We start from the raw sequence: 25,777 nt of genomic DNA, 5'->3' as shown, positions 1-25,777 counted from the left end.
TCAGTTGTGCGGGGACCGGAAGCCGTCGGCCTGGTCGGCCTCCAACTGGTCGTAGTGCCCGGCGACCCGGTGCAACGCCGTGCCGATCGCCTCGAACGTCTCGCGCAGGGTGGCCGTCACCGCGCCCACGGCGGAGAGGGACCGTTCGTAGTCGTCGACGGCGGACAACGCGAACAGGGGGAACGCCTCCGACGGCATCTCCAACCCGGACAGGGCCCAGTTGGTCTGCTGGTCCAGCTCGTCGGCGTAGGTGCTGAAGGACGTGCCCAACGCCCGCATGGCCTCGACTTCGTACCGCGACACGGTGATCACCCCGCAACCCTTGGTCGCCATCAGGCTAGTAGGCAGGCACCGTCTGCGCTGTCCCGTGCCGGCGGGGCGTCATTCGGCGCACCACACTCGCCGCTCGGCGCACGACGCGCCTGACGGGTCACGTGACGGACGCCACAAAGCCATAGCCTCCGGCCGTTACATCGAGATCCACGACTCCCCGGAGGTGTGTCAGATGGCTGCACCCGAACCGGAGGCGCCCACCACCACGGCGCCGACCAGGGCGAAGGACCACAGCCCCTGGAACTGGTTGCTGTTCATCCCCATCGTGGTGCCGCTGGTCCCGGTCTTCTTCAATGGCGACTCGCCCCGGGTCTTCGGCTTCCCGCGTTTCTACTGGCTGCAACTGGCCTTCATCCTGCTCGGCGTCGGCACCACCACGTTGGTCTACCAGATGACAAAGAAGCGGGGAGGTCACTGATGTGGCGGGACCATCTCACCGAGATCATCGTCTTCTCGTTCCTGTTCCTCCTGGTCAGCGTGATGGGCTTCGTGGCCGCCCGGTGGCGGGCCCCGAAGGACATGGCGCACCTGGACGAGTGGGGGTTGGGTGGGCGCAGCTTCGGCGGCTGGATCACCTGGTTCCTGGTCGGCGGTGACCTCTACACCGCGTACACCTTCGTGGCGGTGCCGGCGTTGATGTTCGGTGCCGGTGCGGCCGGGTTCTTCGCCGTGCCGTACACCATCGTCATCTACCCGCTGGTCTTCCTGGTGCTGGTGCGGCTCTGGTCGGTGTCGCACCGGCACGGCTTCGTCACGCCGGCCGACTTCGTCCGCAACCGGTTCGACTCGCCGGTGCTGGCGCTGCTGATCGCGATCACCGGCATCGTCGCCACCATGCCGTACATCGCGTTGCAGCTGGTCGGCATCGAGGCGGTACTCAAGACGATGGGCGTCACCGGCGACAACGCGCTGGCCCGGCACCTGCCGATCATCATCGCGTTCGCCATCCTGGCCGCGTACACGTACCAGTCGGGGTTGCGCGCGCCAGCGCTGATCGCGTTCGTCAAGGACAGCCTGATCTACATCGTGATCCTGGTGGCGGTCGTCTACCTGCCGTACAAGCTGGGCGGCTGGGATGACATCTTCGCCGCCGCGGACGCGAAGTTCGACGCCTCGCCCAACCCGAACGACGGCATCCTGCTCAACGGCAACAACCAGCTTCAGTACGTGACGTTGGCGTTCGGCTCGGCGTTGGCGCTCTTCCTCTACCCGCACAGCATCACCGGTGTGCTGGCCAGCCGGAACCGCGACGTGATCAAGCGGAACATGTCGGCGCTGCCCGCGTACAGCTTGTTGCTCGGGTTGATCGCGCTGCTCGGCTACATGGCGATCGCGGCCGGTGTGAAGCCGCTGCCCGGCGCCAAGGAGGGCACTGTCGACAGCAACACCGTCGTGCCGCTGCTCTTCGACCAGCAGTTCCCGGACTGGTTCGCCGGTGTCGCGTACGCGGCGATCGGCATCGGCGCGCTGGTGCCCGCGGCGATCATGTCGATCGCGGCGGCGAACCTGTTCACCCGCAACATCTACAAGGAGTACCTGAAGCGGGACGCCTCCCCGGCCCAGGAGGCGAACGTCTCGAAGATCACCTCGCTGGTGGTGAAGGTCGGCGCGGTGGCCTGCATCGTGTTCCTCGATCCGCAGTTCTCCATCGACCTCCAGCTGATCGGCGGCGTGATCATCCTGCAGACGCTGCCGGCGGTGGCGCTGGGCCTCTACACCCGCTGGTTCCACCGCACCGGCCTGATCGTCGGCTGGGCGGTCGGCATGGGGTTGGGCATGTGGATGCTCTACCAGGTGGCCAGCCCGACCCGGAAGCACTTCGGCGGCTCGGCGTTCCCGCTGTCGGAGTTCGGGTTCGACACCACCAAGACGATCTACGTGGGCATCGTGGCGGTGGCGGTGAACCTGGCCGTGGCGGCGCTGGTAACGCTGGCGCTGCGGGCCGCGAAGGTCGAGGAGGGGGTCGACGGCACCGAGCCGGACGACTACTTCGCCGACGAGGGCGACCCTCGGGTCACCCCGGGCACCGAGCGCGACGCCGACTCGGCCCGCGAGCCGGTCGCCTGACACCGCTGATACGCCCGGGTGCCGACGGGGGTCGGTGCCCGGGCGTATCTGTGTCCAGGCCGTCGCCCGGGCTGGTCGTCTGGGGCTGGTCGCCTCGGCTTGGTCGCCTCGGGCCGGTCGTCTCCGGGTCGTCGCTGTGGAAGGCGTTGTCGCGGGGGCCGTGAGGTGCCTTCAGATGCTGTAGAGCTGATGTCGCAAACGAATCAGGCACCCTCCAAGAGGGACGGCGAGGGAGGGTGGGGTCAGCAAGGGCTGCCAGGCCGGGCCGGCGATCCGACAGGGGTGGCGGGGACTGCCGGGCCGGCGACCGGAGAGGGTGGCGGGGACTGCCGGGCCGGGCCGGCGACCTGGCGCTGTTCGGCTGTCAAGATCGTGCTCGATCGTTGTTGTAGTGGCATAGGCCGTGCGTGAGGCCACTACAACCAGGATCCGGCGCGATCTTGGTGCGCCGCACGCTCGCCGACGCGGGCCTGCCGGCCGACTAATGGGCTGAGCTCTCGCGTCGGTGCATCAGGGGCGGCGGTGTCTATGCGGCTCAGGGCTGTGGCCGGACCGCTGGCCCGATTCCCCGCAGGGCAAGGGTCAGCAGTTGTTCCGCCTTGGCCGCGCCCATCGGTTGTGCCGCGAGTGAGATGCCGTTGGCGAGGATCATCAGGTCGGCCATGGTGATGTCGGGTCGTACCGATCCCTCGTCGACGGCTCGGCGGAGCAGTGGTTCACCGGCGGCGACGAGCGTCGCGCCGCAGGTCTCGGACTCCTCGGCGGGTTCGTTCAGGAGCGAGTCCGCGAGGCCGCGGGTCGTCGTGGCGTACGCGGTCACCTCGTGCAGCCAGGTCGTCAGCGCGTCGAGCGCGTCCGACGCGGCGAGCAGATCTCCGGCGCGCGCCGCCAGGTTGCGGACACATCCGCCGAAGACCGCCTGGAGCAGCGACCACCGGGTGGGGAAGTGCCGGTGCAGGGTCGCCGAACCGACCCCGGCGGATCGGGCGATCTCCTCCAGCGAGGCGTACGCGCCGTCGCGGGCGATCGCCTCGGACGCCGCCGTGACGATGAGGTCGTAGTTGCGCTTCGCGTCCGCTCTCATGGCCCGCCTTGCAGAAATGGGGTGGTCCCCCGTATCGTAGCCGACGAAAAGTGGGGGGACACCCCACTTGTTTCGTGGGAGGCATCATGGCTGTTCTCGTCATCGGCGCGACGGGCAAGCAGGGCGGGGCCACGGCCCGGGCGCTGCTCGACCGTGGCGTCCCGGTCCGCGCCCTGGTTCGCGATCCCGGCGCCGACAGCGCCCAAGCCCTGCGGGAACGGGGCGCCGAACTGGTCACCGGCAACCTGGACGACGCCGACTCGCTGCTCGCCGCGGCATACGGGATGGACGGCCTCTTCTCCATCCCGTACCCGGACGTGACGGACATGCAGGGCGACGCCGAGGTGACCCGCGGCCGCAACGTCGTCGAGGCGGCGCGCCGCGCCGGCGTGGCGCACGTCGTGCACAGCAGCGTCTCAGGTGCCGGGGACTTCCACCGCAACCAGCCCGGCTGGGCCGAGGGTCGGTGGGACACGCACTACTGGGAGAGCAAGGCGGCCGTTGACGAGATGGTGCGCTCCGGTGGCTTCGCGCACTGGACCATCCTGAAGCCCTCGACCTTCATGGAGAACCTGCTCGGCTGGTCCTACCTCTTCGGCGACTGGTCCAGCGGCACGATCATCACCGGCTTCGCCGAAGACACGCGGATGCCGTGGATCGCCGTCGACGACATCGGCGAAGCCGCCGCGCTCGCGTTCACCAACCCGGGGAAGCTCGACGGCCTGGACGTCGAACTCGCCGGCGACCTGCTCACCATGACCGAGATCGCGGCCATCCTGAGCGAGGTCACCGGCCGGGCGGTCACCGCTCCCGTGCTCACCCCACAGGAGGCCGTCGAGCGCGGCCTGCTGCCCGCCATGGTCAAAGCGGTCGAGCAGATCAACGAGAACGGAAGCCCGGCCCGTCCGGAGATGGCCCGCGCCCTCGGCCTGCCCACCACCGACTTCCGCGCCTGGGCGCGCCGAACGTTCTCCTGAAACCCGGCCGGCCCGGGCGGGCTCGGCGGGTGGCCGGGCGGGCTCGGCGGGTTCACCGTCAAGATCGTGCTTGATCCTTGTTGTAGTGCTGTCGGACCGCGAGGGATGCCACTACCACCAGGATCTTGCGCGATCTTGGTGGTGGCACAGGTGTCGCAGGTCGTTCAGCGGGGGCGGTTGCGGTTTATCAGGGCCTGGTTGAGGCGGCCCAGGAGGACGGCGAGGGTGGCGCGGTCCTCGGCGCTCCAGTCGGCCAGCATGTCGCCGTAGAGCCGGGTGCGGGCGGCCTGCACGGCGGCCATCCGCTGCAGGCCGGCCGGGGTGGGGGAGATGACGGTGCCGCGGCCGTCGGACGGGTCCGGGGTACGGGTGATCAGGCCGTCGCGCTGCAGCGCTGACACCTGCCGGGTGACGGTGGAGCCGTCCAGGTTGAGTCGGGCGGCGAGCGCCGAGACGTTCTGCGGGCCGGCGTCGGCCAGGTGGCGCAGGATGACGTACGCCGCGCGGTCCAGCACCCGGTGCTCGGCGGTGCCGGTGGCCCGCCTTGTGGCCTCGCCGAAGCGCATCAGCAGGGCGACCTCGGTCTCGATCTGGCCGAGGGTGCTCTCGTCACTGTCGTCGCTCATAGCTGTATGATACAGAATAAATACCTGTACGATACAGCTATCTGAGGAGTCGGAGTGGATCGGCGTTCCGAACCGAACCGCAGTGCCATCTACGCCACCACCCTGGTGGCCTTCCTCGCCATCGCCGGCATCGCCGTCGTCGACCCGATCCTGCCGGCCATCGGCGACGCGATCGGCGTCACCGCCTGGCAGGTCGAACTGCTGTTCACCGCGTACATCGCGGTCATGGCCCTCGGCATGATCCCGGCGACGCTGGCCAGCGGCCGGTTCGGCTTCAAACCGGTGCTCATCACCGGCGTCTCCGTGGTCGGCCTCGCCGCGATCCTCGCCTCGTTCAGCGACAACATCGTGCAGCTCTCCGTGCTGCGCGGCGTCTGGGGGCTGGGCAACGCGATGTTCTTCGCCACCGCCATGGTGGTGCTGGTCAACCTGGCCATCGACCGGGAATGGGTGGTCGGCCTCTTCGAAACCGCCCTCGGCCTCGGCTTCGCCGTCGGACCGCTGATCGGTGGCCTGCTCGGCGAGATCAGCTGGCGGCTGCCGTTCTTCGTCTGCGGCGTCTTCATGGTCCTCGCCCTCGGCGTGGCCTCCCGCAAACTCCGCGAACCCACCAACCGGCAGGCCCCGGTACGCCTCGGCCAGATCTTCAGCACCTACCGCCGGCCGGCGTTCATCGCCCTCTGCGCGGTCACCGCCGCGTACAACTTCGTGTTCTTCGTGGTGCTCGGCTACACGCCGCTCTTCCTCGGCCTGGACATCATCCCGCTGGGGCTCGCGTTCACCGGCTGGGGTCTCGGCCTGGCCACCGGCATCCTGGTCATCGGTCACCGGCTGGCCCACCGCATCGGCGCGGTGCAGACCGTCGGCGTGGCCATCGCCGGCCTGCTGGTCTGCATGGTCCTCTTCGCCACCTCCAGCAGCACCGCCGAGTCGCTCGTGGTCCTGGTGCTCGCCGGGCTCTGCATGGGGCTCGCCAACGCCAACCTCACCGACCTGGCGCTCGGCCTCGGCTCCAGTGACCGTCGGGTGGCCACCGGCGCGTTCAACCTGGTCCGCTGGGGTGCCGCCGCGCCGGCACCGATCATCTCCGGCAAGCTCGCCGAGCAGTCGCTGTCGCTGCCGTTCTGGGTCGGCTTCGGGGTGCTCGCCGTCGGCGTGCTCGTCTACCTGGCCTTCGCGCACGTGATGGCCGCCGGCTACGGCGAGCGGGTGCTCTGGTCCCGCTGGAACCGCAGCGCCGCCAGTGCCGAGAACACCGCCGAGGAGCCGGTCGGCGAGGCGTACTGACGCCGGCGCCGCCCGCCACCCCGGGCTCGCGACCGCCGGCCAAGATCCGCGCACTTTCGGGGAAACTGCTGCCTCAACGGCGATTGAGGCGGCACTTTCCCTGATGTTGCGCGGATCTTGGCTGGCGTCGGGGTGGAGCCTGCGGATCTCCGGCCTCAGTTCAGGGCGCGCCAGAGCAGGTAGAGGCCGATCGTCGTACCGAACACCACGATCACCGTCTTGAGCACCACCGGCGGCAGCCGACGGACCAGCCGGGCGCCCGCGTACCCACCAATCAGGGTGGCCGGCGCGACCACCGCGACGGCCGCCCAGTTCAACGGGCCGAACAGGGCGAACACCACGAGCGTGGTGCACCCCACCAGCGCGGAGAGCAGATTCTTGATCGCGCTCACCCGGGCCAGGGTCGCGTCCAGCACCAGGGCCAGCCCGGCCACCAGCATCACCCCGAGCGCCGCACCGAAGTACCCGCCGTACACCGCCCCCAGCGCGACCATCGTCTGCACCGCGACCGTCCGCTGGCGTGGCGACATGTCCCGGGGGTGACCGACCAGCCGGCGCAGCGGATCCTGGAACGCCAGGACCGCTGTCGCGCCGAGGACCAGAAACGGTACGACCAACTCGAACGCGCGGGCCGGAGTGGCCAGCAACAGCAACGCCCCGACGATCGTGCCCACGATGGTCGTGGGCACCAGCGTGGCCAGCGCACGGGGACGCGGCAGGTCCTGCCGGCTGCCCGCCACACTGGCCAGGTACCCGGGGAACACCGCGACGGAGTTGCTGACGTTCGCCGGCACCGGCGGCAACCCGACCGCGATCATCGCCGGAAAGGTGATCAACGAACCCCCACCGGCCACCGCGTTGACAGTGCCAGCGGCGAGACCGGCGGCGAGCAGCAGCGCGGCGTGGGAGAGATCCATAGCCCCACGAGGCTAGCCGTCGCCCCGCAAGACGGATTCGGCGGACCGTTCATGAACTGGGCGATCTTGCCCAGGCGGGGCGGCAATACCGGCAGCACGCTCGTCGTTAGGATGAGAGCGCGACGGACGAGTCGACCGGGCGGCCGCGTCGGCGGGCTTCGGCCCGCCGCCGAGGAACGTCCGGACTCCACAGGGCAGGGTGGTTGTTAACGGCAACCCGGGGCGACCCGCGGGACAGTGCCACAGAAAACAGACCGCCGACCCCAACGGGGACGGTAAGGGTGAAACGGTGGGGTAAGAGCCCACCAGCACCCCGGGTGACCGGGGTGGCTCGGTAAACCCCACCCGGAGCAAGGCCAAGCAAGGGCCGTCACCGCAAGATGACGACCCGGCGCAGACGCTTGAGGGCTGCCCGCCCGATGTCTGCGGGTAGGCCGCTGGAGCCTGCCGGCAACGGCAGGCCGAGATGGATGGCCGCCGCCGGCGCAAACCCCTCGGGGTACGCGCCGCGCACAGAATCCGGCGTACAGGTCGACTCGTCCGTCGCCCACCAAGCCGCCTGGGACGCCGCGCACCTGGATTACCCGTTCAAGGCTGCATGGCAAGGGCGCTAGCGCATGGCCGTCTTTGTGTAGCTCGGCCGCAGTTTGCGACCAGGGTCAGTGCGGCGCGGCGGCCGGGAACTCCTCGACCCCGAGCACGCGCAGCAGCTCAAGCTTCTCCCGGTCCTCGGCGTCGGCCGGGGTCAGCACCAGCAGCTGCTGGCCGAGGTCGGGGGTGACCAGGGTTTCGCAGTCCATCGTGATGCGGCCCACGCGCGGGTGCAGGAACGTCTTGCGGTCGGCCCGGCGTACCGCCACCTCGTGCTCGGCCCACAGCCGCCGGAAGTCGTCGCTCGCTGCCCGCAACCGTTCGATCAGGCCGGTCACGGCCGGGTCGCCGGCCCGCCGGCCGGCCACCGCGCGCAGGTCGGCGACCTGCTGGCGGGCGTGCCGCTGCCATTCTTCGGGGCCGTGGAGGTCGCGGATGACCGGGTCGGTGAAGTAGCGGTAGGCGACGTAGCGGCGGTCGCCGGTCAGCCCGGTGTGGTCGCCGGTGAGCAGGATCGACATGCGGTTCTGCGCCAGGACCTCGCCGAGGTCGGACAGGACCATGGCGGGGGTGTCGCCCACCAGGTCGAGCAGGCGGACCAGGCCGGCCCCAGGCGGGCGATGCCGTCGGCGGGCGGCGGCTGGTGGCCGGCCAGGTGGAACAGGTGGCTTCGCTCGTCGTCGCTCAGACGCAGGGCCCGGGCCAGGGCGGCGAGCAGCTGGGTCGACGGCTGGCTGCTGCGGCCCTGCTCAAGGCGGACGACGTAGTCGACGGACATGCCGGCGAGCATGGCGACCTCCTCGCGGCGCAGGCCGGCGGTGCGGCGGCGGGGGCCGTCGGCGATGCCGACATCGGCGGGGCGGATGGACTCGCGCCGGCGCCGCAGGAAGTCGGCGAGCTGCTCACGCTGCATGCCTCCATGCTGCCCCGGGACTGTGCACCGAGCCAGGGAGCGGCGCTCCCACGATAAGCGCTCCGCTGCCGGCGGGCCGGAAAGCGGCGCAGGGTGGAGCCGACATCGACCGATGAGGGAGAGTTTCGATGCAGACACGCACTCTGGGCAACACGGGTCCCACGGTTTCCGCGGTGGGGCTGGGGGCGATGAGCATGTCGGGCACGTACGGCCCGGCCGATCGCGAGGAGAGCATCGCCACCGTACGGGCCGCGTTGGAGGCGGGGGTCACGCTGGTCGACACCGGTGACTTCTATGGCATGGGGCACAACGAGCTGCTGTTGTCGGAGGCGTTGCGGGGACGCGACCGGGACAGCTATCTGCTGAGTGTGAAGTTCGGGCAGCAGGTGGGGCCGGGCATGCGGTTCGCCGGTCAGGACTCCCGCCCGGCTTCGGTGCGGAACTTCCTGAGCTACTCGCTGACTCGGCTCGGTGTCGACCACGTGGACATCTACCGGCCGGCCCGGCTCGACCGGTCGGTGCCGATCGAGGACACGATCGGCGCGATCAAGGAGATGATCGACGCCGGTTACGTGCGGTACGTGGGGCTCTCCGAGGTTGACGCGGAGACCGTCCGGCGGGCGCACGCCGTACATCCGATCGCTGATCTTCAGATTGAGTATTCGCTGCTGTCGCGGGCGGTCGAGGCCGACGTGCTGCCCACGCTGCGGGAGCTGGGCATCGGGCTGACCGCGTACGGGGTGCTGGGCCGTGGCCTGCTCTCGGGGAACTGGGTGCCGGGGCGCGCGGACGATCCGCGTAATCACAGTCCCCGCTTCTCCGCCGAGAACGCGTCGCACAACCTCGCCCTGGTGGAGGCGTTGCGCCGGGTTGCCGACGCGAAGGGGTGCACAGTGGCGCAGTTGGCGATCGCGTGGGTCGCGGCGCAGGACCCGTCCATCGTGCCGCTGGTCGGTGCGCGTACCCGGCAGCGGCTGGCCGAGGCGTTGCCGACGCTGGACGTGGAGCTGTCGGCCGATGATCTCGAAGAGATCGAGGCGGCCGTGCCGAAGGGTGCCGCGCGCGGTGACCGTTACCCGGCGGCGTTCATGTCGAGCCTCGGCGTCGGCAACTAGGCCGTGTCTGACACATGACCTTCGAGGGGCCCGGCTCGTCCTAGTGGGCGAGTTGCTGGAGCCAGTCCTGCAAGAGTGCGGTCTCGACGGGGCGGAGCGGGACGACAGCTGGATCCGCCCCGCCGAGGGCGGCATCGAGCGCGAGGGCGCGAGCGGCGAGGGTGGAGTCCGGGGCTGGGCTCGTGTCGGTGGTCAGGGCGTCGATGAGTGCTTCCCGCATGCGCGGTGAGACCTCCGGGTCGCGTTCGCTCTCGGGGATGCCGATCAGGGAGAGCGTGGTGCCGGTTACCGCTGCCAGCGTGAGGTGGGCGGCAAGGACGGGCGGCACCCGTAGGCGGCCGTCGGAGGCGACGCGGCCGAGGAACGTCATGAGGAGTTCTTGAGCCTCCCGCGCGGCAGGTGGGCGCCGGCCGGGACGGTCGGTGCCGTACATCAGCAGGTAGAAGGCGGGGTGTTTCAGGCCGAAGTCGACATGCATGTCCCATCCGCGGCGCATGTCGTCGACCGGGTTGCCGCTCGACGACACGGTGTGCTTTTGCGCCATGTAGAGGTCGAAGGCGTGGATGGCCAGCGCCGAAAGGAGCCCGTCCTTGTCGCCGAAGAGCTGGTACAGGGAGGCGGCACGGATGCCTGCCGCCGCTGCGACGGCGCGGGTGGAGAGCGCCTGGGCGCCCTCCCGTTCCAAGAGCTCGGCTGCGACTTCCAGGATCTGCCGGCGACTGCGGGTCTTCGCATCCTCCACGGTTGCAATGCTACGGCATAAGGCGTATCACTGGTTCGGCAGCGATACGGGAAATACCGTCGCAGTGATACGGCAGGAGAGGTCGATGAATCGTGTGGGATACGGCGCCATGCAGCTCGCGGGCCCCAAGGTCTGGGGATTCCCGGACGACCCGGAGGCGGCGCGGCGGGTGTTGCGCCTGGCTGTCGAGCTGGGCGTGACCTTCTTCGACACCGCGAACGCCTACGGCCCACGAACGGTAAACCAGCTGATCGGGCAGGCGCTGGGGCCGATCCCCGAGGGCGTGATCGTGGGCAACAAGGTCGGCGCGGAGCGTGGCCCGGACAAGTCCTGGGTCGTCGACGGTCGCCCGGAGACGATCCGGCGGCAGGTTCACGAGGCCCTCACCGACATGGGAACGGACGCGAGCGAGCTGACCTACCTCCGACTCGTCGGCGACACCCCCGGCGCGCACCAGGACGTACCGCTGGAGGAGTCGCTCGGCGCACTCGTCCAGTTGCGAGACCAGGGGCTGATCCGCCGCATCGGCCTGTCCGGCGCGTCCCCGCAGGTGCTGGCCCGCGCCCAGCAGATCACCCCCATCGCGGCGGTGCAGAACCGCTTCAACCTGCTTGACCGCAGCGGCGTCCAGGTCCTCGCCGACTGCGAGACCCAGGGCATCCTCTTCATTCCCTACTTCCCGCTGGCCGCCGGACGGCTCAGCGGCCACCACGAGCTGACCGGCCCGGCAGAGCGCCTCGGTGCCACACCGGCCCAGATCGCACTGGCCTGGCTGCTGCGCCGTTCGCCCTCCATGGTCGTCATCCCCGGCACGAGCAGTACCGACCACCTGCGGTCCAACATCGCAGCGTCCGAAGTTGCCGAACAATTGACCGACACCGAGGTCGCGCGCCTGACCGGACTCGTCGACGAGTCGCAAGCGGTCCTCGGCCAGCCCACGCCCCCCACTGATGGCCACCGCTGAAAGGGCCCCGGGGTCGCTATCGGCCCGATCATTATCAGGCATGGCCTAGCGCCTACCCGTACAGTGACCCACCTCGCACATATTTGCCTCTGACGTTAACGTGAGGTTTTAGCGTGGGGGGCATGCAGATCAACGGTACGAAAGCCCTCGTGACAGGTGCCAACCGTGGACTCGGCAAGGCCTTCGCCGAGGCGCTGGTCGCCCGCGGGGCCACCACCGTCTACGCCACCGCCCGCCGGCCCGAGAGCATCGACATCCCCGGCGTGGTGCCCCTTCAGCTGGACATCACCGACCCGACGTCCATCGAGGCTGCGGCAGCCGAGGTGGGCGAACTTGACATCCTCATCAACAACGCCGGCATCTCGACGAACGCGCCGCTGCTCGGCCCCTCCACGGAAAACATCCGCCGCGAGTTCGACACCAACTTCTGGGGCACCCTCAACGTCGTCCGCGCCTTCGCTCCCCGGCTCGGCGGGGGTGCCATTCTCAACGTCATCTCAGCGCTGAGCTGGTACACCTTCGCCCCTGCCAGCAATGGCTACGCCGCCTCCAAAGCCGCCGAATGGTCTCTCACCAACGGCATCAGACTCGAGCTGGCCGACCAGAAAACCCAGGTCACCGCCCTGGCCCTGGCGATAGCCGACACCGACATGATGGCCGCCTACGACATCCCCAAACTCCCGCCCCACGAGGTGGTCGCTATGGCGCTGGACGGCCTGGAGGCGGGCAAGCTCGAAGTAATCGCCGACAGCCCCACCGCCAAGGTCAAGGCCTCGCTCTCCCGCGACCCGGCGCTCTTCTACGCCGACATCTCCGCCGCCCTCTTCGGCTGACACCACCGCCTCCCGCGCAGCAGGCAAGGGCTCATTGCAGGAAAGGTCTGCTGTGAACTGCGGTGACGGTGTCGTTGGTCCGTAGACGTTGCAGCAGCCACCGCCGAGTCTCGAAGGTCGCGCCGACCCAAGACGAGGCGGTGGCTGCCGCCGCTACGAAAACCGCAGTTGGCGGGCCAGCTGATGGGCGCGAGGCGTCCGGCAACTGCATAGGGGATCTCGACAGTGCGCCAAGTGGGCATGCCAGCCCAATGCGCCCACGCCCAATCCCCCTCGGGGACGGGCGCTACGGCCGCTCGGTGAGCTGGGCGACGAACGCGGCCCAGGCGGCTGGGGGAAAGGCCAGTGCTGGTCCGGCGACGTCCTTCGAGTCGCGGACGGCCACAACACCGGGCAGGTTGCTTGCCACCTCGACGCAGTTCCCGCCGCTCGCGCCGCTGCGGGTGGACTTGCGCCACCGGGCGTTACTGAGGTCCATGATGGCTCTCACCCTCCTTCAGCAGGTCGATGGACTGCCGCAGTGATCTGTGACGTTCCCGATTGCGGCACCTTGGTTCGGCGCGAAGCCCGTCGCGGCAGTTACGGTCGCTCGACGAGCCGGGCGATGAACGCCCGCCAAGCCGCCGGACCGAAGGTCAGGGCCGGGCCGGCAGGGTCCTTGCTGTCCCGTACGCCGACGACGCCGGGCAAATTGTCGGCGACCTCGACGCAGTTGCCCCCGGACGATCCGCTGCGCCGGGACTTGCGCCAGGTGGCGTTAGTGAGGTCCATGATGGCTGTGCACTTCCTTCATCAGCTCGTTGGACTGTCGGCGCGGGAGTGCCTCGTTCCTTACGTTCTCCCACCTCGTCTGAAGAGTATGAAGGCCATCTTCGTTATCGACCACGATGCCGCCCAGCTGATTTTCGAGGTGCCCAACCCAGGCCCCGTCGCCGGCTCGCGCGAGCGCGAACGGCCCGGACAGCCCGATGTGGAGGCCAGCGCCCGCCGGGATCACGTGGATGTGAACGTGCGGCAGCTCGGCGACGGTGATGAGGTGGGCGATCTGCTCGGCCATGATGCCGGAGTGCTCGTCGCCGGCGCGGCGCAGCGTTGACTCGTCCAGCACGGCCACCACCTGCGGTGGTGCGTCGCCGGTGAGGATCTTGTGTCGGCTCATCCGGGCGCTGACCTGCTGGTCGACCTCGGTGGCGGACATGAGGTCGTTCAAACGCATCACGACGCGGGCGTAGTTCTCGGTCTGGAGTAGGCCTGGGATCAGGAGCGGCTCGAACAGACGAAGCTGTCGCGCGCCGCGCTCGGCGTCCAGCCACGGCAGAAACCACGACGGTGCGCCGAGTTTCACCACCAGGCGTCCGAACAACCCGTCGTTGTTGAAGGCGCGGTCGGCTCCCCGGATGAAGTCCATCGTGAGTGCCCGGGTGCCGCTTTCCACGGCGCTGACGTGTGAGGCGCTGAAGCCCGCTGCCCGGCCGAACGACTCTTGCGTCATTCCGGACGCTCCGCGAGCGCGGCGGATCTCGCTCACGATGAAGTCCGCGAGAGGGCTCGGCACGTCAGCCATTCAACGCTCCTCAAATCGGAGATCGACTACCCGAGATGCCACACGTCTGGACCCCGTTTAGCCAGGTCAGCCCGGACGACGGAAGCACCTTCCGAGCGTAGTGGTCTCCACAGCAGAGTGTCACCAGGCGGCGCGGCTGGTGAGGACCACGAAACCCGGCGGTCGCGTTCGTAGCGGGGCCGCTCCTGACGGGCGAGCACTCACGGGAGCGGCCCCTTCCCAACGGCATCGAAGGGGGAGACCGTGCCCGACGACAAACCCGAGAAGCCCATTCCGGAGCCGGTCAGCACGCCGGGCGCGTACCCGAAGATGAAGGCCGGGGACGTGGTTTGTCTGACCACCGCGGCGAGCGTGCAGTTCCTGCACCCGATCTTCGTACGCGTCATCCGTGAGCTGCCCGAGCGGCACACGTACCACGGGTGGGTCTGGTTTGAGGGTTACCAGCTGAACGCGGCGGGCGACGCGGTGGCGCGCCGCGAGCTGTACGTGCTGCGCGCGGGCGTGCGATTGCAGGCCCTGCCCGTCGCACCGAGCAGGCCGGTCAAACGGCGGCGATCTCCGGTGCGGGTCGGATGAGCGTGCGTCCCCGCCCGCACCTGCCGATGCGCCCGGCGTGGTTGTGTCGAAACTGTGCTGCGCCCTGGCCGTGCCGCCCGGCCCAGCTCGCCCTCGCGGCGGAGTTCTACGGCCATTCGATCGCGCTGGCGTTCTACCTGGCCGTGTCGATGCGGGAGGCGCTCGACGACGCGTACGGCCTGGGGCTGTGCCCGGACCTGGCCGCACTGCACGCCCGGTTCCTCGGCTGGTTGTCGATGACTCGGCGGTCACACGGCTAGCCGGAAGACGAACCGGCCGGGTGGGGCAACCCACCCGGCCGGTCTCAGGAGCGCCGTCTCAGTGCTTCTTGAACACCGGCATGGTGTCCAGGGTGGTGGTGATGTTCTGCGTGGTGCCGCCCCGGTACGTCTTCCCGGTGAAGATGTCGGTCCAGCTGTTGCCCGGCGGGAACCACACCGACGTGGTGGCGGTGGTGCCGGGCGTCGTCACCGGTGCCACCAGGTAGTCCGGGCCGTAGAGGTACTGCGATCCGGCGGTGGCGTACGCGGCCTGCTCATTCGGGTACGCCAGGTACATCGAGCGGACGATGGGCGTGCCCGTGCGGGTGGCCTCCTTGGCGGCGGCGTAGGTGTAGGGCTGCAGTTCCTTGCGCAGGTTCAGGAACTTCTTGGCCGATGCGTTGGCCGCCGGACCGTACTGCCAGGGCAGCCGGTCGCTGTGGTTGGAGTGCAGCCGGTCGATCGGCTGGAACGTGCCGAACTGGACCCACCGGGCGTAGAGGTCGTCGGGCAGCTTGGTGCTGCCCGGCTCGGTGCCCGGCTCCTGGAGGCCGGCGGTGTGCCCACCGATGTCGTGGCTGACAGCGGCCAGCCCGGTCGCTGCCGACTCGCCCGGCGTGTAGCCGACCTCCATCTGCAGGGTCGACCAGTCGGAGGTGGTGTCGCCGGTGAAGTGCAGCGTGGTGCGCTTGTCGGCCCACGGTCCGGTCGACACCGGGGTCGGGCTGCCGTAACCGCCGGCCTGCAGCGAGCCGTACGCCCGGGAGAAGGCGAAGCCGGTCTTGTCGGCGTACTGCTGGTTGATCCAGGCGTCCCCGGTCACCCCGGCGAGCGAGGACTTGGTGTTGTCGCAGCACCAGTCCAGCCACCACAGGTCGGGGCCCTTGCTGCCCTTCGGCAGCATCCCGTCGTGGAGCTGCATGTATGCCTTGAGCTGGTCCGGGTCGCCAAAGTCGAACGCGTAGCAGTCGGGGCCGCCGTTGCAGCCGACGCGCTGCAGCTTGCCCTTCGCGGTGGCCTGCGCCTGCGCGAACTTCGGGTCCGAGCCGAGGATGCTCGGGTGGATGTTGATGCCGGTGTGCAGGCCCTGCTTCTTCGCCCAGGCGAAGAACGCTTTCGGGTCGGGGATGCGGGTGGGGTCGATGCTCCAGCCGTTCCACTTGTCCGGGGCCTTGACGTCGGTGTCGAGGACGAGCACGTCCAGCGGCACACCCTCGGCCTTGGCCCGGTTCACCAGGTCCTGGAACTCGGTGGCGGTGCGGTCGTAGTACTCGGAGTACCACACCCCGTACGCCCACCGGGGCAGCAGCTTCGTGGGCCCGGTCAGGGTCGACAGGTCCTTGAGACCACGGGTGAAGTCCTGCCCGTACGCGAAGACGTAGCCGTCCTGTTCAGGGGCGGGCCGGGGCTTGGTGTCGCGCAGGGCCGAGGCCGAGTCGTCGAGGAGGTACCAGCCGTCCTGGTAGAGCAGGCCCGGGGCGGTGAGCGCGGCACCGGTCACGCCGTCCAGACCGCGGCGGTAGCCGCCGAGCGGCGCGTGCGGGGCGAGCAGCGGGGAGTCCTTGCTCGTCACGGCGACGGTGTCGACGTTGACGTTGCAGCTGGCGTCGGTGGGGCAGCCCAGGGTCACGGTGGTGGTGCCGCGGTCGAGGTGGACCGGCACGGAAACGGTGTTCCAGTAGTCCCACCCGCTGGTCGGCGCAAGAGTCGCCGTGACCGGTGCCGCCGTCCCGGCGGTGACCGACATGGTGCGCGCCTGGCTCGGCTGGGCACCGGCCTGGCCGTTGGCGTAGCGGATCTGCAGCTGGTAGTCGCCGGCAGCCGGAACATCCGTCACGGTGAGCGCGACGGCGGACGTGGTGCTTTCCAGGCCAGCCAGGAATCCCGTACCGGAAGCGCCGTTGTGGTCGTTCGCGGGCCTCGCGCCGCCGGTCAGCGCGCCGGTCTCGGCCTCGCCCAGGGTGCCGAACCGCAGCGACTGCGGCTGGGGCGCGGCCGGTGCCGGGTACGCCGCATCCGGGTTCACCACCGCGAGGCTGTCGATGTTCACATTGCCGGAGTCGTTGGGGCCCCGCACGATGCTGATCTCGTGACGGCCCGCGGTGAGGTCGACCGGCACGCTGGCCAGGGCCCAGGTGTCCCAGTTCGCGGTGGGCGGCAGGGTCAGCGTGCGGCCGGCGTCGCCGTCGACCTGAACGGTGAGGGTGCGGGCCACGTTCTGGCCGTCGCCGCCGGTGCTGTTGGCGTAGCGGACGGTGAGCTGCTTCGTCCCGGCCTCCGGTGCGTCCAGCGCGAACGTGGCCGAGTCGCCGGACGAGGCGAAACCGGCAGCGAAGCCGCGCCCGGTGTGTCCCTGGTGGTCGGTCGCCACACCGGGGCCGTTCAGCTGTAGCGACTCGGCCTCGCAGAGCGCGCCGAACGCGCAGGCCGGCGCGGTGTGGCCGGCCCAGGGCTGGCCCTGCACGAGCTGCTTGCCGGTCTTGAGCTGCACGGTGAGATTGTCGGCGGTGAACGCCCCCGAACCGACCTGGTAGCGCAGCGTCATCGCGCCGGTGTCGATGGTGAGCCAGCCGTGCTCGACGCGCTGGGTGAAACGCGTACGGGGGAAGTCGTCGCGCCCGATGGCGTTGAAGGTGGCGGCGTCGGTGAACCTGCCGTGCTTCTGGTACTCGGTGCGGATCAGGGTTGGGGACAGCACCTCGAAACGTGCGTTGCCCGACCGAACGGCCCCGTCTTTCGCCTTGTCGCGGCTGGCCTGGGCCGGCGCGGACGGGGCGAGCGCCAGCCCCGTGACGAGAATGCCGACTGCGGCGGCTGCTGTCGCACGGCGGTGCGGTGAGTGCCGATAGAGCAAGATGTGCTCCTCGTCTCATATGGAGGAAATGAGTCGATGACAACGCTGTCACTCGCCCGAAACGGCTGTCAACATGCGTCGGAGGGTGTCCCTTCTCTCTTTCCCGCCCGGTCAGCAGCTCGACACGTACGGGGTCTAGGGACCGGCGTCTTCGGCGTCCCAGCCCAGCTTTCCGAGTGCCCGCACTACCGCGCCCGCGCGCGGAGTCCAGAACAGCAGGACCTGGTCGCGCCCCTCGACCTCGAAGGAGACAGCCGTCGCCGGCAGCGGGAACCGCCCGTGGAACGGGCGGTGCGCCAGCGCGGTCACCCAGAAGTGTTCCAGGGTGTCTGATCCGGTACGCGAGGTGAAGGTCAGCGTGCTGTCATCGGCGTGCAGCTTCACCGTCGGCCAGGCCATTCGACGGACGGCTCTGAGGGGGTTGCCCCGGGTGAAGTCGAGGCGGTCCACGTAGGTGAGCCCGCCACGGGTATCGAAGGATTCCGAAATCACCGCCGGATGCTACGCCGGGTACGAGGGCGGAAGCCCGGGATTCGCTCTCGCAGCGTTCCTGACGCCGGAGGTCGACCGCCGCCGGAACGGGGTGTGGTCACCGCAGTGCCGCGCCCGGTCGTTGACAGGTACCCGGGAACAGGTTCGGCTGGTTGTCGGATGGGGGCCCTCGCTGGTCGTCTGGTTGGTGGAGGCGCTTCACCCGCCTCGTCCCGTAGACCGCTGCTGGAGGAACGATGAAGTACGTGCTGATGTTCGTCGACACACCACAGTTCGCCGCCGACCTGGCCGCCATGGACGAACCCGAGCGCAACCGGGCCTACGCCCGCGTGCAGCAGTGGTTCGCCGACCACCACGACACCATCACTCATCACGCCTACCTGATGCCGTCGGACACCGCCACCACGCTGCGGCTGGACCGAGGCGAGCCGCTGGTTTGCGATGGTCCGTTCGTGGAGGGCAAAGAGATCATCAGTGGCTACGCCGAAATCGAGGTGGCCGACCTTGACGAGGCGCTGCGGATCGCCAGGTCCTGGCCGGCCTGCCCGGTGGTGGAGATCCGTCCCATCGCCGGATGAGCAAACCGACACACGCCGAACTGGCCCGCGTGGTCCGCGATCACGCGGGCCAGCTCGCCGCGTCCCTGGTGCATCTGGTCGGTGATTTCAGCGCCGCGGAGGACCTCGTCCAGGACGCCATCGAGGCCGCGCTGACCCATTGGCCGGTCGAGGGCATTCCTGAGCGGCCAGCTGCCTGGATGTACACAGTGGCCCGCCGCCGTGGTCTGGACCAGATCCGCCGCGACCAGCGTCACCGACGCAAGCTCGCGCTGGTGGCGTGGCCGGTCGAGCCACCACCGGACGACCGACTTCGGTTGATCTTCACCTGCTGCCATCCGGCGTTGCCTCGGGCCGCCCAGGTCGCCCTCACCCTTCGGGTGGTGTGCGGTCTGAGCACCGCGCAGATCGCCCGAGCGTTTCTCGTTCCGGAGAGCACCGTAGGGCAGCGCATCACCCGCGCCAAACGGAAGATCAGCGACGCGGCCATCCCGTACCGGATCCCGTCGGAAGACGATCTCGGCTCGCGGCTCATCGAGGTCCTCGCGGTGATCTATCTGCTCTTCAACGAGGGGTACCTGTCCACTGGCGGCGACCGGGCCCAATCCCGCGACCTGGCTGACGACGCCGAGTTCCTCGCAGCCCTGCTGCATCAGCTCATGCCCACCGAACCAGAGGTCGCGGGTCTGCTCGCGCTCATCCGGCTGCACCGGGCCCGGGCCAGCGCCCGCTTCGACCGGGACCACGAGATCGTCCAGCTTCAGCACCAAGACCGAGCTCTCTGGGACCACCGGTCGATCGCCGCCGCTGGCCGGCTGGTGGCCCAGGCAGCAGCGCGGAAAAGACCGGGCCCGTACCAGCTTCAAGCGGCCATCGTCGCCTGCCACGCGGAGGCCGGCCGGTGGGAGGAGACCGACTGGACCCAGATCGCGGTGCTCTACGACATGCTGCTGCGCCTGGCACCATCACCTGTCACTCGGCTGCACCGGGCGATCGCCCTGCGCTACGTCAGCGGGCCGTCAATCGCGCTCACCGAAGTCGACGCCCTGGCCGGTGAACTGAACGACTACCACCTGTTCCACGCCACCCGAGCCGAACTGCTCCGCGACCTCGGCGACACCACCCAGGCACGCACCGCCGACGAACGCGCCCTCGCCCTGGCCACCAACCCGGCCGAACGTTCGCTCCTGCGCCACCGCCTCAACTGGGCCTGAGCTCACCTCGCCGTTCGTGGCGAGGGCTTGACCTCGTGCTCAACGATGAGCTGGTGAAGGTACGGCAGCCGTACTTCGACCGTCTCGTCCTCCTGCTGTTCGGGATGCTGTTGCTCACCGGCGCTGTCGGGATCGCGTACGCGATGCTGGACGTCGCCTGGGTCGGCCTGTTCCTGAGCGCGGCGGCCGTGGCGTTCGGCCTGGCGACAGGTGGCCGGCTGGTGCGGGACGCGGTGTTGCCGTTCCGCGTCGATGTCGATCCGCAAGGCTTGTCGGTGCGGACATCGAAGCTCAACCGCCAGTTGCGGTGGGACGAGGTCGACGCGGTCGTGCTCGCCGACCCACCCGCGACCGCCGGCCGGCACCTGCTGCGGGGCCCGCGCCTGCTCCTGGTGCCGGCGGCCGGGGTGAGCCTGGGTGTCCCGCTGCCCGAGAAGAGCCCGGTGGACGGCCGGCCGGCCATCGAGCTGTTCGAACTCGCTGAGGTGGCCTACGACGAGGACGAGTTCACGCGGGACCTGGCGGTGCTGGCGGGTGAGCGCTTCCAGCAGCTGAGCCGACAACTGGTCCCGCCGGCCGACGGGGTTCCCCTGCGGCGCTTTCCGGACCAGCCCGAGCGTGCCCGGCTCAACCGGTGGCTGGACCGACGCCGGGCCGTGCTGTTCGTCGGCTGGTACCTGGTCGTCCTCGTCCCGGCGCTGGTGCTCGTCGTCGTGGCGACACAACGCAACGAGCTGCTCGGCGCCATCGTGCTGGTCGTGTCCCTGGTGGTGGTCGGCATCGTCACCACAGTCGTTCGGCGTCTCACCGAGAGTTGCCGAGACCTGATCGACACCGAAGCGATGATCGACGGCGCTGACCTGGTGATCGGTTCCGCTCCGGCATCGCCGCGGATCAGCCTGCTCTCCGGGATCGTCACGGTGTTGCGACCGGGTCAGCTGAACGGCTTCGGCGATGCGTGGCTGCTCGCTCGCTCGACGGACGAGGAACCCCTGGTTCCGCTGCTGCTCCTCGGTGATCCACGTACCGGGCTGCTCCGTGACCGGGACGACCTGCGCGCGCTGGAGGCGGTGCTGCGTCGTTCCGCCGACGAACGGGACCGCGCCGCGGGCCGGCAACTCGACGAATTGGCGGCGCGGGCACCGTCGTCGCCCACCGTGCCCCCGGCGGGCGCCCGGCCCGCTCGGGCCCACGCGACAGCCCTGTGGCAGGCGTCGAAGGGGGTGGGACGCGCCGTCGTGCTGCTCGGCGTCGTGGTCACGGTGGTGATCGCGGGCGGCTGGGTGGTGGAGGAAGCGGCCTTCGTGGGGCCCGCCCTGATCGTCACCGCCGTTGGCATGCTCGGCGTCTGGATCGTGTACGCGGTGTACCGCGTACTGGTGTTCGGTGCGGCGCTACTGACGATTGTCGCGCGGGTGTTCCGCTGAGGCGGATCCTGCGTGCCCCGCAAGGATTGACGACGGTGTTCGGCAGGTCGGTCAGCAGCGAGGGGCGTCGAGTCCGGCGGCGCCGGCGAGCGCCTCGACTGTCGCCGTCGGCGCTGCCGATTCCGTCGCTGTCGGCGAAGGCGCGGCGCTGGGGGTCGGCGGGGCCGCGGGGGAGTTGCCGGGTGTGGGGGAGGCGCTGGCGAGGGTGGCCGTGCTGCGCTGCACCTGCTTGGTGACCATCCGGATGGTGGTCGCGGTCGCCTGGCGTCCGTACACGTCGGTCACCCTGATGCTGTACGGCCCGGGGCCGATCCCGCCCTCGATGGTCCAGTGGTTGTCGCTCTGGCGGACGGCCTTGCGGAAGCCGCCACCCGGCCCCTTCGCCTCGACCGAGCGCAGTGGGTTGCCGTGGTTGCCGACCTGCACCGCGAACCAGTACCGCGAAGCGCCGCCCTTCATCCGGAAGGTGAGCCCACCGTCGAGCGAAGGGTTCACCACCGCCCGGTACGTGACGGGCGCGATGCCCTGCGACCGGTCGGCGATCCTGGTGAACGCCTCGGTGGAAAGGTCGATCTTGCTGGGTCCGCAGCCGCCGCACTGGTCCATCACCATGACCCGGACCGTGCCCTTCGGACCACTCACCTGCAGGTAGCTGCCGCAGGCCGCCGATCCGGAGTACTGGGCTGCGCCGAGAGCCACGTAGAGCCGGTCCGCCGGAGGGCCCGGGAAGGAGCAGTTGCCACCCGAGCGGCCCGCGTCGTAGAAGCTGGCCTTGCCCTTGTGGACGGCGTTGCCGGTCGGCGGCGCGGCGCAGGCCGGGGTGGCGCCGCCGCGTACGGCGAGGGTGATGCCGAGGACGGCGGCCAGGGTGGCCACCCCGGCACCGGCCAACCAGTGTCTGACCCGCCGACTCACCCGGGGCGTGCGGGCCGGGAGGTCGTCGTCGGGGGCCGTGCCTGGTACCGTCACGGCGCCTGATGTTGCCGCACCACGCTGCGGCAGCGCAAAGTCGTCCCACCGATCGTCACTCGTCGGATCGGCGGGGGCGCAATCCGTTGAGGGCGGTGCTGACGACGAGGTCGGCGTACTCGGCGGTGAGCGGGCCGCTGCGGTGCAGCCAGCGACTGAGCAGCGGCCCCCAGATCAGGTCCACCGCCACGTCGAGGTCGACGTCGTCGGCGATCTGGCCCGCCTGCTGGGCGCTGCGCAGGCGCTGCCGCTTGGCCTCCTTCAACGGCCCGTCCAACCGTTCGGCGTACGCCGCGGCCAGCTCGGGGTCGAGCGCGATCTCGGTGGCCAGCGCCCGCATCGGTTGCTCGAAGCGGGGGTCGTTCATCTCCTCGACCGTCGCGCGCAGCACCACTGTCAGGTCCGCCGCCAGGTCGCCGGTGTCCGGCAGCGTCGGCGGCCCACCCTCGGTGGCCTCGCTGAGCATGAGGAAGGCGTCGAAGATGACAGCGCCCTTCGACGGCCACCAGCGGTAGATGGTCTGTTTGCCGACGCCGGCCCGCGCGGCGATGCCCTCGATGCTGAGCTTCGCGTACCCCGTCTCCTGAAGCAGGTCGAAGGCCGCGGTGAGGATGGCGCGCCGCGAGGTCTCGCGCCGGCGGGCGGTGTTGGGCGTCATGGGGCACCACGATAGCAACGACGAGACGGACCGTCTCGTCTTGACGTGGTGTCGGGGTGGGTCTAGCCTTCAGTCGTAACGAGACGAACCGTCTCGTCTTGTCTCGTCTCGTCAAGAGGAAAGAGGCTTCGCATGCGCACCCCCTCCGACGCCGCCCCCCGTACCTGGTTCATCACCGGCGCCAGCCGCGGCCTGGGCCGCGCCTTCGCCGACGCCGCGCTCGACCGCGGTGACCGGGTGGTCGCCGCCGCCCGGACCATCGCGCACCGCGACTTCGACGAGAAGTACGCCGACCGGCTGCTGGCCCTGACCCTCGACGTCACCGACCGCGCGGCCGTGATCGCGGCCGTGGGCACCGCCGTCGAGCACTTCGGCCGGCTCGACATCGTCGTCAACAACGCCGGCACCCTGTCCATGGGCATGATCGAGGAGTTCACCGAGGCCGAGGCGCGCGCCCAGTTCGAGGTCAACCTCTTCGGCGCGCTCTGGGTCAGCCAGGCAGTGCTGCCGCACCTGCGCGCCCAGCGGTCCGGCCACATCGTGCAGGTCTCCAGCATCGCCGCGCTCGGCGGTTTCCCCAGCACCGGCCTGTACAGCGCGAGCAAGTTCGCCCTGGAAGGGATGAGTGAGGCGCTGGCGATGGAGGCGGCGGCCTTCGACGTCACCGTCAGCATCGTGCAGCCGGGCGGCTACTGGACCGACCTCTACACCAGCGTGCGCGCCACCACTCCGATGGACGCCTACGCACCACTGCGTGCCGAGATGGAACGCCAGTGGGCGGAAGGCTCGATCGACAGCGAACCCCGGCTGGCCGCCGAGGCGCTGCTGCGGCTGGTCGACAGCAACGACCCGCCGCTGCGGCTCCTGCTCGGCAGCATGGTGTACGACCTGGCGTTCGACATCTCCCGCCGGCGGATGGACACCTGGGCGGGTTGGGAGCAGGTCAGTCGCGCCGCCGAAAAAGCCGTCGAGCGCCCGTGACCGGTCCTGCCGGGCGTCGGTGCCGTGCGCGGACGTCGGTGGTCACGTCGTGGCGTATCGGGCGGCGGTGGTGCGGACGGCCTCGTCGACCACCTGGGCGGTGCGTTCGGCGCTCACCTCCCAGCCCGGCACCAGCAGCGTCGGCCAGAAGACGTAGTTGGAGATCATGCCCAGGAACTGGGTGGCCGCGAGTTCGGCGTCCTCGACCCGCACCGTTCCCGCCTCGTGCTCAGCCAGGAGGTAGCTGCGGACGGACTCGAAGTAGGGCATCTTCCCGCGCGAGAACTGCGCATGGGCCAGCTCGGGGAACCGCGGCAGTTCGGCGATGACGATCCTGAACAGGTCGGTCATCTGGGCGCGGCCCAGCAGCGCGGCGTAACGGCGGCCGATGATGCTCAGCCCGGCAACGACGTTGCCCGTGGGCGGAGGGTCCTCCTCGTCGGCCGTCGACCAGGACTCGGTCACGATGGCGTCGAACAGCGCGGCCTTGGTCGGAAACTGCTTGAACAGGGTGGCCCGCGAAACTCCTGAGCGCTCGGCGATCCGCGCCAGCGACGTCCGGTCGTAGCCCAACTCGAGAAACAGCGCGGTCGCGGCCGTCACGATCAGCGCCCGCTTCTCCTGGGCGACGCGCTGGTGATACGTGGTCAAGGCCCTGCTCATGGGCCGAGCATACGAGGTGAGTGGCTTGACTCGCCTCTGCCGTCCACCTAGTGTCAGGCCAGTGGTGAGTCGACCGGCTCACCACTGGCCGCCCGGTCATCACCACGACGGTCATCCACCCCCGTACCGAAGGAGCATCTGATGCCCCGCTTCGACAACCAGACCGTGCTCGTCACCGGTGGAACCGGCGGCCAGGGCGCGAGCCACGTGCGCGCCTTTCACGCCGAGGGAGCGAACGTGGTGATCGGCGGCATCGACGCCGAGCGCGGCGCCGCTCTCGCCGACGAGCTGGGAACCCGCGCTCGTTTCGCCCGCCTCGACGTCACCGACGAGAGCTCGTGGTCCGCCGCTGTGCTGGCCGCCGAGAGCGCCTTCGGCGCCCTGAACGTGCTCGTCAACAACGCCGGCGTGCAGAATCCGCCGGCGACGATCGACAACACCGAGCAGGCCACGTGGTCGCGCATCCTCGACATCAATCTCACCGGGACCTTCCTCGGCATCAAGGTCGCGGCCCCCGCGCTGCGCCGGGCGGGAGGGGGAGCCATCGTCACCATCGGCTCGACAATGGGCCTGGGCGGCACGGCTCACTACGCGCCGTACGTCGCCAGTAAGTGGGCCGTGCGAGGCCTCACCCAAACGGCGGCACTCGAACTCGGCCGCGACCACATCCGGGTGAACACCATCCACCCCGGCGTGATATCGACCCCCTTCATCCACGAACCAGCAGCTGGCGCAGTCGCGGCAATCGCCGACTTCTACTCACCCGAGCCGTTCGCGATCCCCCGGCTCGGGGAGCCGACCGATGTCAGCCGACTTCTCCTGTTCCTCACCTCATCGGACGCGTCGTTCATCACGGGCTCGGAGTACGTCATCGACGGCGGACTCCTCCTCGGCCCCGCCCTCCAGGCCGAGACCGCATGAGGTCGCTGTCCGCTGTGTCGACCGGCGTCCGGAAGGCAGTTGAGCAAGTGTCGACTTCACCGACCATGGCGGTCGGCCGACACTAGGCTCCGAGATATGGCGGCGGCGTGCCCATTCATTGGCACCTGAGTCCGGGCAGAGCCTGCACCCGATGCTTTCTCCTCGCGAGGCGCAAACCTAGACGGAGAGGAA

General features: G+C 69.6%; 29 protein-coding genes and 1 other RNA gene. 15 read left to right on the top strand and 15 right to left on the bottom strand.

Going from position 1 to position 25,777, the window contains the following annotated elements; genetic code table 11:
- The gene (locus ACX27O_RS27965; RefSeq protein ID WP_210859844.1) at positions 1–303 is read right to left on the bottom strand and encodes a hypothetical protein; all 303 of its coding nucleotides are present in this window, start codon (positions 301–303) and stop codon (positions 1–3) included.
- 202 nt (positions 304–505) lie between these two features.
- On the opposite strand from ACX27O_RS27965, the gene ACX27O_RS27960 reads away from it, so the two are divergent.
- Positions 506–751 (top strand): DUF3311 domain-containing protein, encoded by a 246-nt coding sequence (locus ACX27O_RS27960; RefSeq protein ID WP_030330196.1) that lies wholly within the window; start codon positions 506–508, stop codon positions 749–751.
- On the top strand, positions 751–2,400 hold the full coding sequence (gene mctP / locus ACX27O_RS27955; protein WP_358128909.1) for a monocarboxylate uptake permease MctP: 1,650 nt from the start codon (positions 751–753) through the stop codon (positions 2,398–2,400). Before ACX27O_RS27960 ends, mctP begins: the two co-directional genes overlap by 1 nt.
- 535 nt (positions 2,401–2,935) lie before the next feature.
- On the opposite strand, the gene ACX27O_RS27950 is transcribed toward mctP, so the two are convergent.
- On the bottom strand, positions 2,936–3,484 hold the full coding sequence (locus ACX27O_RS27950) for a TetR/AcrR family transcriptional regulator (RefSeq protein WP_458940354.1): 549 nt from the start codon (positions 3,482–3,484) through the stop codon (positions 2,936–2,938).
- An 86-nt stretch (positions 3,485–3,570) separates the two neighbouring features.
- On the opposite strand from ACX27O_RS27950, the gene ACX27O_RS27945 reads away from it, so the two are divergent.
- Positions 3,571–4,461, top strand: coding sequence for an NmrA/HSCARG family protein (locus ACX27O_RS27945; protein ID WP_458940353.1), 891 nt, complete (start codon positions 3,571–3,573; stop codon positions 4,459–4,461).
- A 164-nt stretch (positions 4,462–4,625) separates the two neighbouring features.
- Here ACX27O_RS27945 and ACX27O_RS27940 read toward each other — a convergent pair whose 3' ends face one another.
- Entirely contained in the window at positions 4,626–5,087 is a 462-nt protein-coding gene (locus ACX27O_RS27940) for a MarR family winged helix-turn-helix transcriptional regulator (protein WP_030330188.1), read from the bottom strand.
- Positions 5,088–5,141: 54 nt separating this feature from the next.
- Here ACX27O_RS27940 and ACX27O_RS27935 point away from each other — a divergent pair, with 54 nt between their 5' ends.
- A complete protein-coding gene (locus ACX27O_RS27935) occupies positions 5,142–6,374 on the top strand; it encodes an MFS transporter (RefSeq protein ID WP_030330186.1) in 1,233 nt (410 codons plus the stop codon).
- A gap of 155 nt (positions 6,375–6,529) precedes the next feature.
- On the opposite strand, the gene ACX27O_RS27930 is transcribed toward ACX27O_RS27935, so the two are convergent.
- Complete coding sequence (locus ACX27O_RS27930; RefSeq protein ID WP_030330185.1) at positions 6,530–7,291, bottom strand: sulfite exporter TauE/SafE family protein; 762 nt, start codon at positions 7,289–7,291, stop codon at positions 6,530–6,532.
- A 127-nt stretch (positions 7,292–7,418) separates the two neighbouring features.
- Here ACX27O_RS27930 and rnpB point away from each other — a divergent pair.
- Positions 7,419–7,834, top strand: an RNA gene (rnpB, locus tag ACX27O_RS27925) — RNase P RNA component class A.
- Between the two features lie 116 nt (positions 7,835–7,950).
- On the opposite strand, the gene ACX27O_RS27920 is transcribed toward rnpB, so the two are convergent.
- On the bottom strand, positions 7,951–8,445 hold the full coding sequence (locus ACX27O_RS27920; protein ID WP_458940352.1) for an MmyB family transcriptional regulator: 495 nt from the start codon (positions 8,443–8,445) through the stop codon (positions 7,951–7,953).
- On the bottom strand, positions 8,367–8,795 hold the full coding sequence (locus ACX27O_RS27915) for a helix-turn-helix domain-containing protein (protein WP_458940351.1): 429 nt from the start codon (positions 8,793–8,795) through the stop codon (positions 8,367–8,369). Before ACX27O_RS27915 ends, ACX27O_RS27920 begins: the two co-directional genes overlap by 79 nt.
- A 128-nt stretch (positions 8,796–8,923) precedes the next feature.
- On the opposite strand from ACX27O_RS27915, the gene ACX27O_RS27910 reads away from it, so the two are divergent.
- Positions 8,924–9,910 carry an aldo/keto reductase gene (locus ACX27O_RS27910; RefSeq protein WP_210857889.1) on the top strand — a complete coding sequence of 329 codons (987 nt, stop codon included), beginning with the start codon at positions 8,924–8,926 and terminating at the stop codon, positions 9,908–9,910.
- A 40-nt stretch (positions 9,911–9,950) separates the two neighbouring features.
- Here ACX27O_RS27910 and ACX27O_RS27905 read toward each other — a convergent pair whose 3' ends face one another.
- Positions 9,951–10,652, bottom strand: coding sequence for a TetR/AcrR family transcriptional regulator (locus ACX27O_RS27905; RefSeq protein ID WP_458940350.1), 702 nt, complete (start codon positions 10,650–10,652; stop codon positions 9,951–9,953).
- Between the two features lie 85 nt (positions 10,653–10,737).
- On the opposite strand from ACX27O_RS27905, the gene ACX27O_RS27900 reads away from it, so the two are divergent.
- Both ACX27O_RS27900 and ACX27O_RS27895 read left to right on the top strand, forming a co-directional pair.
- A complete protein-coding gene (locus ACX27O_RS27900) occupies positions 10,738–11,616 on the top strand; it encodes an aldo/keto reductase (protein ID WP_210857887.1) in 879 nt (292 codons plus the stop codon).
- A gap of 122 nt (positions 11,617–11,738) precedes the next feature.
- Positions 11,739–12,449: an SDR family oxidoreductase gene (locus tag ACX27O_RS27895; RefSeq protein ID WP_458940349.1), complete on the top strand. Its 711-nt coding sequence runs from the start codon at positions 11,739–11,741 to the stop codon at positions 12,447–12,449.
- A 286-nt stretch (positions 12,450–12,735) separates the two neighbouring features.
- Here the strand turns inward: ACX27O_RS27895 and ACX27O_RS27890 are convergent, their stop codons facing one another.
- From ACX27O_RS27890 to ACX27O_RS27880, 3 genes are all read right to left on the bottom strand, one after another.
- Complete coding sequence (locus ACX27O_RS27890) at positions 12,736–12,927, bottom strand: DUF397 domain-containing protein (RefSeq protein ID WP_030330172.1); 192 nt, start codon at positions 12,925–12,927, stop codon at positions 12,736–12,738.
- A 101-nt stretch (positions 12,928–13,028) separates the two neighbouring features.
- Positions 13,029–13,220, bottom strand: a complete 192-nt coding sequence (locus ACX27O_RS27885) for a DUF397 domain-containing protein (protein ID WP_030330171.1) — start codon at positions 13,218–13,220, stop codon at positions 13,029–13,031.
- On the bottom strand, positions 13,207–14,013 hold the full coding sequence (locus ACX27O_RS27880) for a helix-turn-helix domain-containing protein (protein WP_030330170.1): 807 nt from the start codon (positions 14,011–14,013) through the stop codon (positions 13,207–13,209). Before ACX27O_RS27880 ends, ACX27O_RS27885 begins: the two co-directional genes overlap by 14 nt.
- Positions 14,014–14,256: 243 nt before the next feature.
- Between ACX27O_RS27880 and ACX27O_RS27875 the strand changes: the two genes are divergently transcribed.
- On the top strand, positions 14,257–14,589 hold the full coding sequence (locus ACX27O_RS27875; RefSeq protein WP_307857800.1) for a hypothetical protein: 333 nt from the start codon (positions 14,257–14,259) through the stop codon (positions 14,587–14,589).
- The gene (locus ACX27O_RS27870) at positions 14,586–14,849 is read left to right on the top strand and encodes a hypothetical protein (protein ID WP_030330167.1); all 264 of its coding nucleotides are present in this window, start codon (positions 14,586–14,588) and stop codon (positions 14,847–14,849) included. The genes ACX27O_RS27875 and ACX27O_RS27870 overlap by 4 nt, the downstream gene beginning before the upstream one ends.
- A 58-nt stretch (positions 14,850–14,907) precedes the next feature.
- On the opposite strand, the gene ACX27O_RS27865 is transcribed toward ACX27O_RS27870, so the two are convergent.
- On the bottom strand, positions 14,908–17,703 hold the full coding sequence (locus tag ACX27O_RS27865) for a TIM-barrel domain-containing protein (protein WP_357636585.1): 2,796 nt from the start codon (positions 17,701–17,703) through the stop codon (positions 14,908–14,910).
- A gap of 135 nt (positions 17,704–17,838) precedes the next feature.
- On the bottom strand, positions 17,839–18,195 hold the full coding sequence (locus ACX27O_RS27860) for a hypothetical protein (RefSeq protein WP_156057391.1): 357 nt from the start codon (positions 18,193–18,195) through the stop codon (positions 17,839–17,841).
- A 236-nt stretch (positions 18,196–18,431) separates the two neighbouring features.
- Here ACX27O_RS27860 and ACX27O_RS27855 point away from each other — a divergent pair, with 236 nt between their 5' ends.
- The 3 genes from ACX27O_RS27855 to ACX27O_RS27845 are packed head-to-tail and all read left to right on the top strand — an operon-like array spanning position 18,432 to position 21,393.
- Positions 18,432–18,773, top strand: a complete 342-nt coding sequence (locus ACX27O_RS27855; RefSeq protein WP_030330161.1) for a YciI family protein — start codon at positions 18,432–18,434, stop codon at positions 18,771–18,773.
- Positions 18,770–19,966: an RNA polymerase sigma factor gene (locus ACX27O_RS27850; RefSeq protein WP_030330159.1), complete on the top strand. Its 1,197-nt coding sequence runs from the start codon at positions 18,770–18,772 to the stop codon at positions 19,964–19,966. Before ACX27O_RS27855 ends, ACX27O_RS27850 begins: the two co-directional genes overlap by 4 nt.
- 53 nt (positions 19,967–20,019) lie before the next feature.
- Positions 20,020–21,393 (top strand): hypothetical protein, encoded by a 1,374-nt coding sequence (locus tag ACX27O_RS27845; RefSeq protein WP_210865444.1) that lies wholly within the window; start codon positions 20,020–20,022, stop codon positions 21,391–21,393.
- A 51-nt stretch (positions 21,394–21,444) separates the two neighbouring features.
- Here ACX27O_RS27845 and ACX27O_RS27840 read toward each other — a convergent pair whose 3' ends face one another.
- Together ACX27O_RS27840 and ACX27O_RS27835 are read right to left on the bottom strand one after the other, a co-directional pair.
- A complete protein-coding gene (locus ACX27O_RS27840) occupies positions 21,445–22,362 on the bottom strand; it encodes an expansin EXLX1 family cellulose-binding protein (protein WP_458940348.1) in 918 nt (305 codons plus the stop codon).
- Positions 22,363–22,417: 55 nt separating this feature from the next.
- Positions 22,418–23,020, bottom strand: a complete 603-nt coding sequence (locus ACX27O_RS27835; RefSeq protein ID WP_030330154.1) for a TetR/AcrR family transcriptional regulator — start codon at positions 23,018–23,020, stop codon at positions 22,418–22,420.
- Positions 23,021–23,152: 132 nt separating this feature from the next.
- Here ACX27O_RS27835 and ACX27O_RS27830 point away from each other — a divergent pair, with 132 nt between their 5' ends.
- On the top strand, positions 23,153–24,001 hold the full coding sequence (locus ACX27O_RS27830; protein ID WP_458940347.1) for an SDR family oxidoreductase: 849 nt from the start codon (positions 23,153–23,155) through the stop codon (positions 23,999–24,001).
- A 42-nt stretch (positions 24,002–24,043) separates the two neighbouring features.
- Here ACX27O_RS27830 and ACX27O_RS27825 read toward each other — a convergent pair whose 3' ends face one another.
- Positions 24,044–24,664: a TetR/AcrR family transcriptional regulator gene (locus tag ACX27O_RS27825; protein WP_210860473.1), complete on the bottom strand. Its 621-nt coding sequence runs from the start codon at positions 24,662–24,664 to the stop codon at positions 24,044–24,046.
- A 141-nt stretch (positions 24,665–24,805) separates the two neighbouring features.
- Here ACX27O_RS27825 and ACX27O_RS27820 point away from each other — a divergent pair, with 141 nt between their 5' ends.
- On the top strand, positions 24,806–25,585 hold the full coding sequence (locus ACX27O_RS27820) for an SDR family oxidoreductase (protein WP_030330148.1): 780 nt from the start codon (positions 24,806–24,808) through the stop codon (positions 25,583–25,585).
- Positions 25,586–25,777 lie beyond the last annotated feature (192 nt).

The organism is Micromonospora sp. SD19 (genome assembly GCF_054462275.1).
This window is presented reverse-complemented; position numbering and strand designations above follow the sequence as displayed.

Bases quoted from the DNA above. Each gene is read 5' to 3' on its own strand.
- ACX27O_RS27960 (WP_030330196.1), top strand. From the start codon at position 506: ATGGCTGCACCCGAACCGGAGGCGCCCACCACCACGGCGCCGACCAGG.
- mctP (WP_358128909.1), top strand. From the start codon at position 751: ATGTGGCGGGACCATCTCACCGAGATCATCGTCTTCTCGTTCCTGTTC.
- ACX27O_RS27950 (WP_458940354.1), bottom strand. From the start codon at position 3,484: ATGAGAGCGGACGCGAAGCGCAACTACGACCTCATCGTCACGGCGGCG.
- ACX27O_RS27945 (WP_458940353.1), top strand. From the start codon at position 3,571: ATGGCTGTTCTCGTCATCGGCGCGACGGGCAAGCAGGGCGGGGCCACG.
- ACX27O_RS27940 (WP_030330188.1), bottom strand. From the start codon at position 5,087: ATGAGCGACGACAGTGACGAGAGCACCCTCGGCCAGATCGAGACCGAG.
- ACX27O_RS27930 (WP_030330185.1), bottom strand. From the start codon at position 7,291: ATGGATCTCTCCCACGCCGCGCTGCTGCTCGCCGCCGGTCTCGCCGCT.
- ACX27O_RS27920 (WP_458940352.1), bottom strand. From the start codon at position 8,445: ATGGTCCTGTCCGACCTCGGCGAGGTCCTGGCGCAGAACCGCATGTCG.
- ACX27O_RS27915 (WP_458940351.1), bottom strand. From the start codon at position 8,795: ATGCAGCGTGAGCAGCTCGCCGACTTCCTGCGGCGCCGGCGCGAGTCC.
- ACX27O_RS27910 (WP_210857889.1), top strand. From the start codon at position 8,924: ATGCAGACACGCACTCTGGGCAACACGGGTCCCACGGTTTCCGCGGTG.
- ACX27O_RS27900 (WP_210857887.1), top strand. From the start codon at position 10,738: ATGAATCGTGTGGGATACGGCGCCATGCAGCTCGCGGGCCCCAAGGTC.
- ACX27O_RS27895 (WP_458940349.1), top strand. From the start codon at position 11,739: ATGCAGATCAACGGTACGAAAGCCCTCGTGACAGGTGCCAACCGTGGA.
- ACX27O_RS27890 (WP_030330172.1), bottom strand. From the start codon at position 12,927: ATGGACCTCAGTAACGCCCGGTGGCGCAAGTCCACCCGCAGCGGCGCG.
- ACX27O_RS27885 (WP_030330171.1), bottom strand. From the start codon at position 13,220: ATGGACCTCACTAACGCCACCTGGCGCAAGTCCCGGCGCAGCGGATCG.
- ACX27O_RS27880 (WP_030330170.1), bottom strand. From the start codon at position 14,013: ATGGCTGACGTGCCGAGCCCTCTCGCGGACTTCATCGTGAGCGAGATC.
- ACX27O_RS27870 (WP_030330167.1), top strand. From the start codon at position 14,586: ATGAGCGTGCGTCCCCGCCCGCACCTGCCGATGCGCCCGGCGTGGTTG.
- ACX27O_RS27855 (WP_030330161.1), top strand. From the start codon at position 18,432: ATGAAGTACGTGCTGATGTTCGTCGACACACCACAGTTCGCCGCCGAC.
- ACX27O_RS27850 (WP_030330159.1), top strand. From the start codon at position 18,770: ATGAGCAAACCGACACACGCCGAACTGGCCCGCGTGGTCCGCGATCAC.
- ACX27O_RS27835 (WP_030330154.1), bottom strand. From the start codon at position 23,020: ATGACGCCCAACACCGCCCGCCGGCGCGAGACCTCGCGGCGCGCCATC.
- ACX27O_RS27830 (WP_458940347.1), top strand. From the start codon at position 23,153: ATGCGCACCCCCTCCGACGCCGCCCCCCGTACCTGGTTCATCACCGGC.
- ACX27O_RS27825 (WP_210860473.1), bottom strand. From the start codon at position 24,664: ATGAGCAGGGCCTTGACCACGTATCACCAGCGCGTCGCCCAGGAGAAG.
- ACX27O_RS27820 (WP_030330148.1), top strand. From the start codon at position 24,806: ATGCCCCGCTTCGACAACCAGACCGTGCTCGTCACCGGTGGAACCGGC.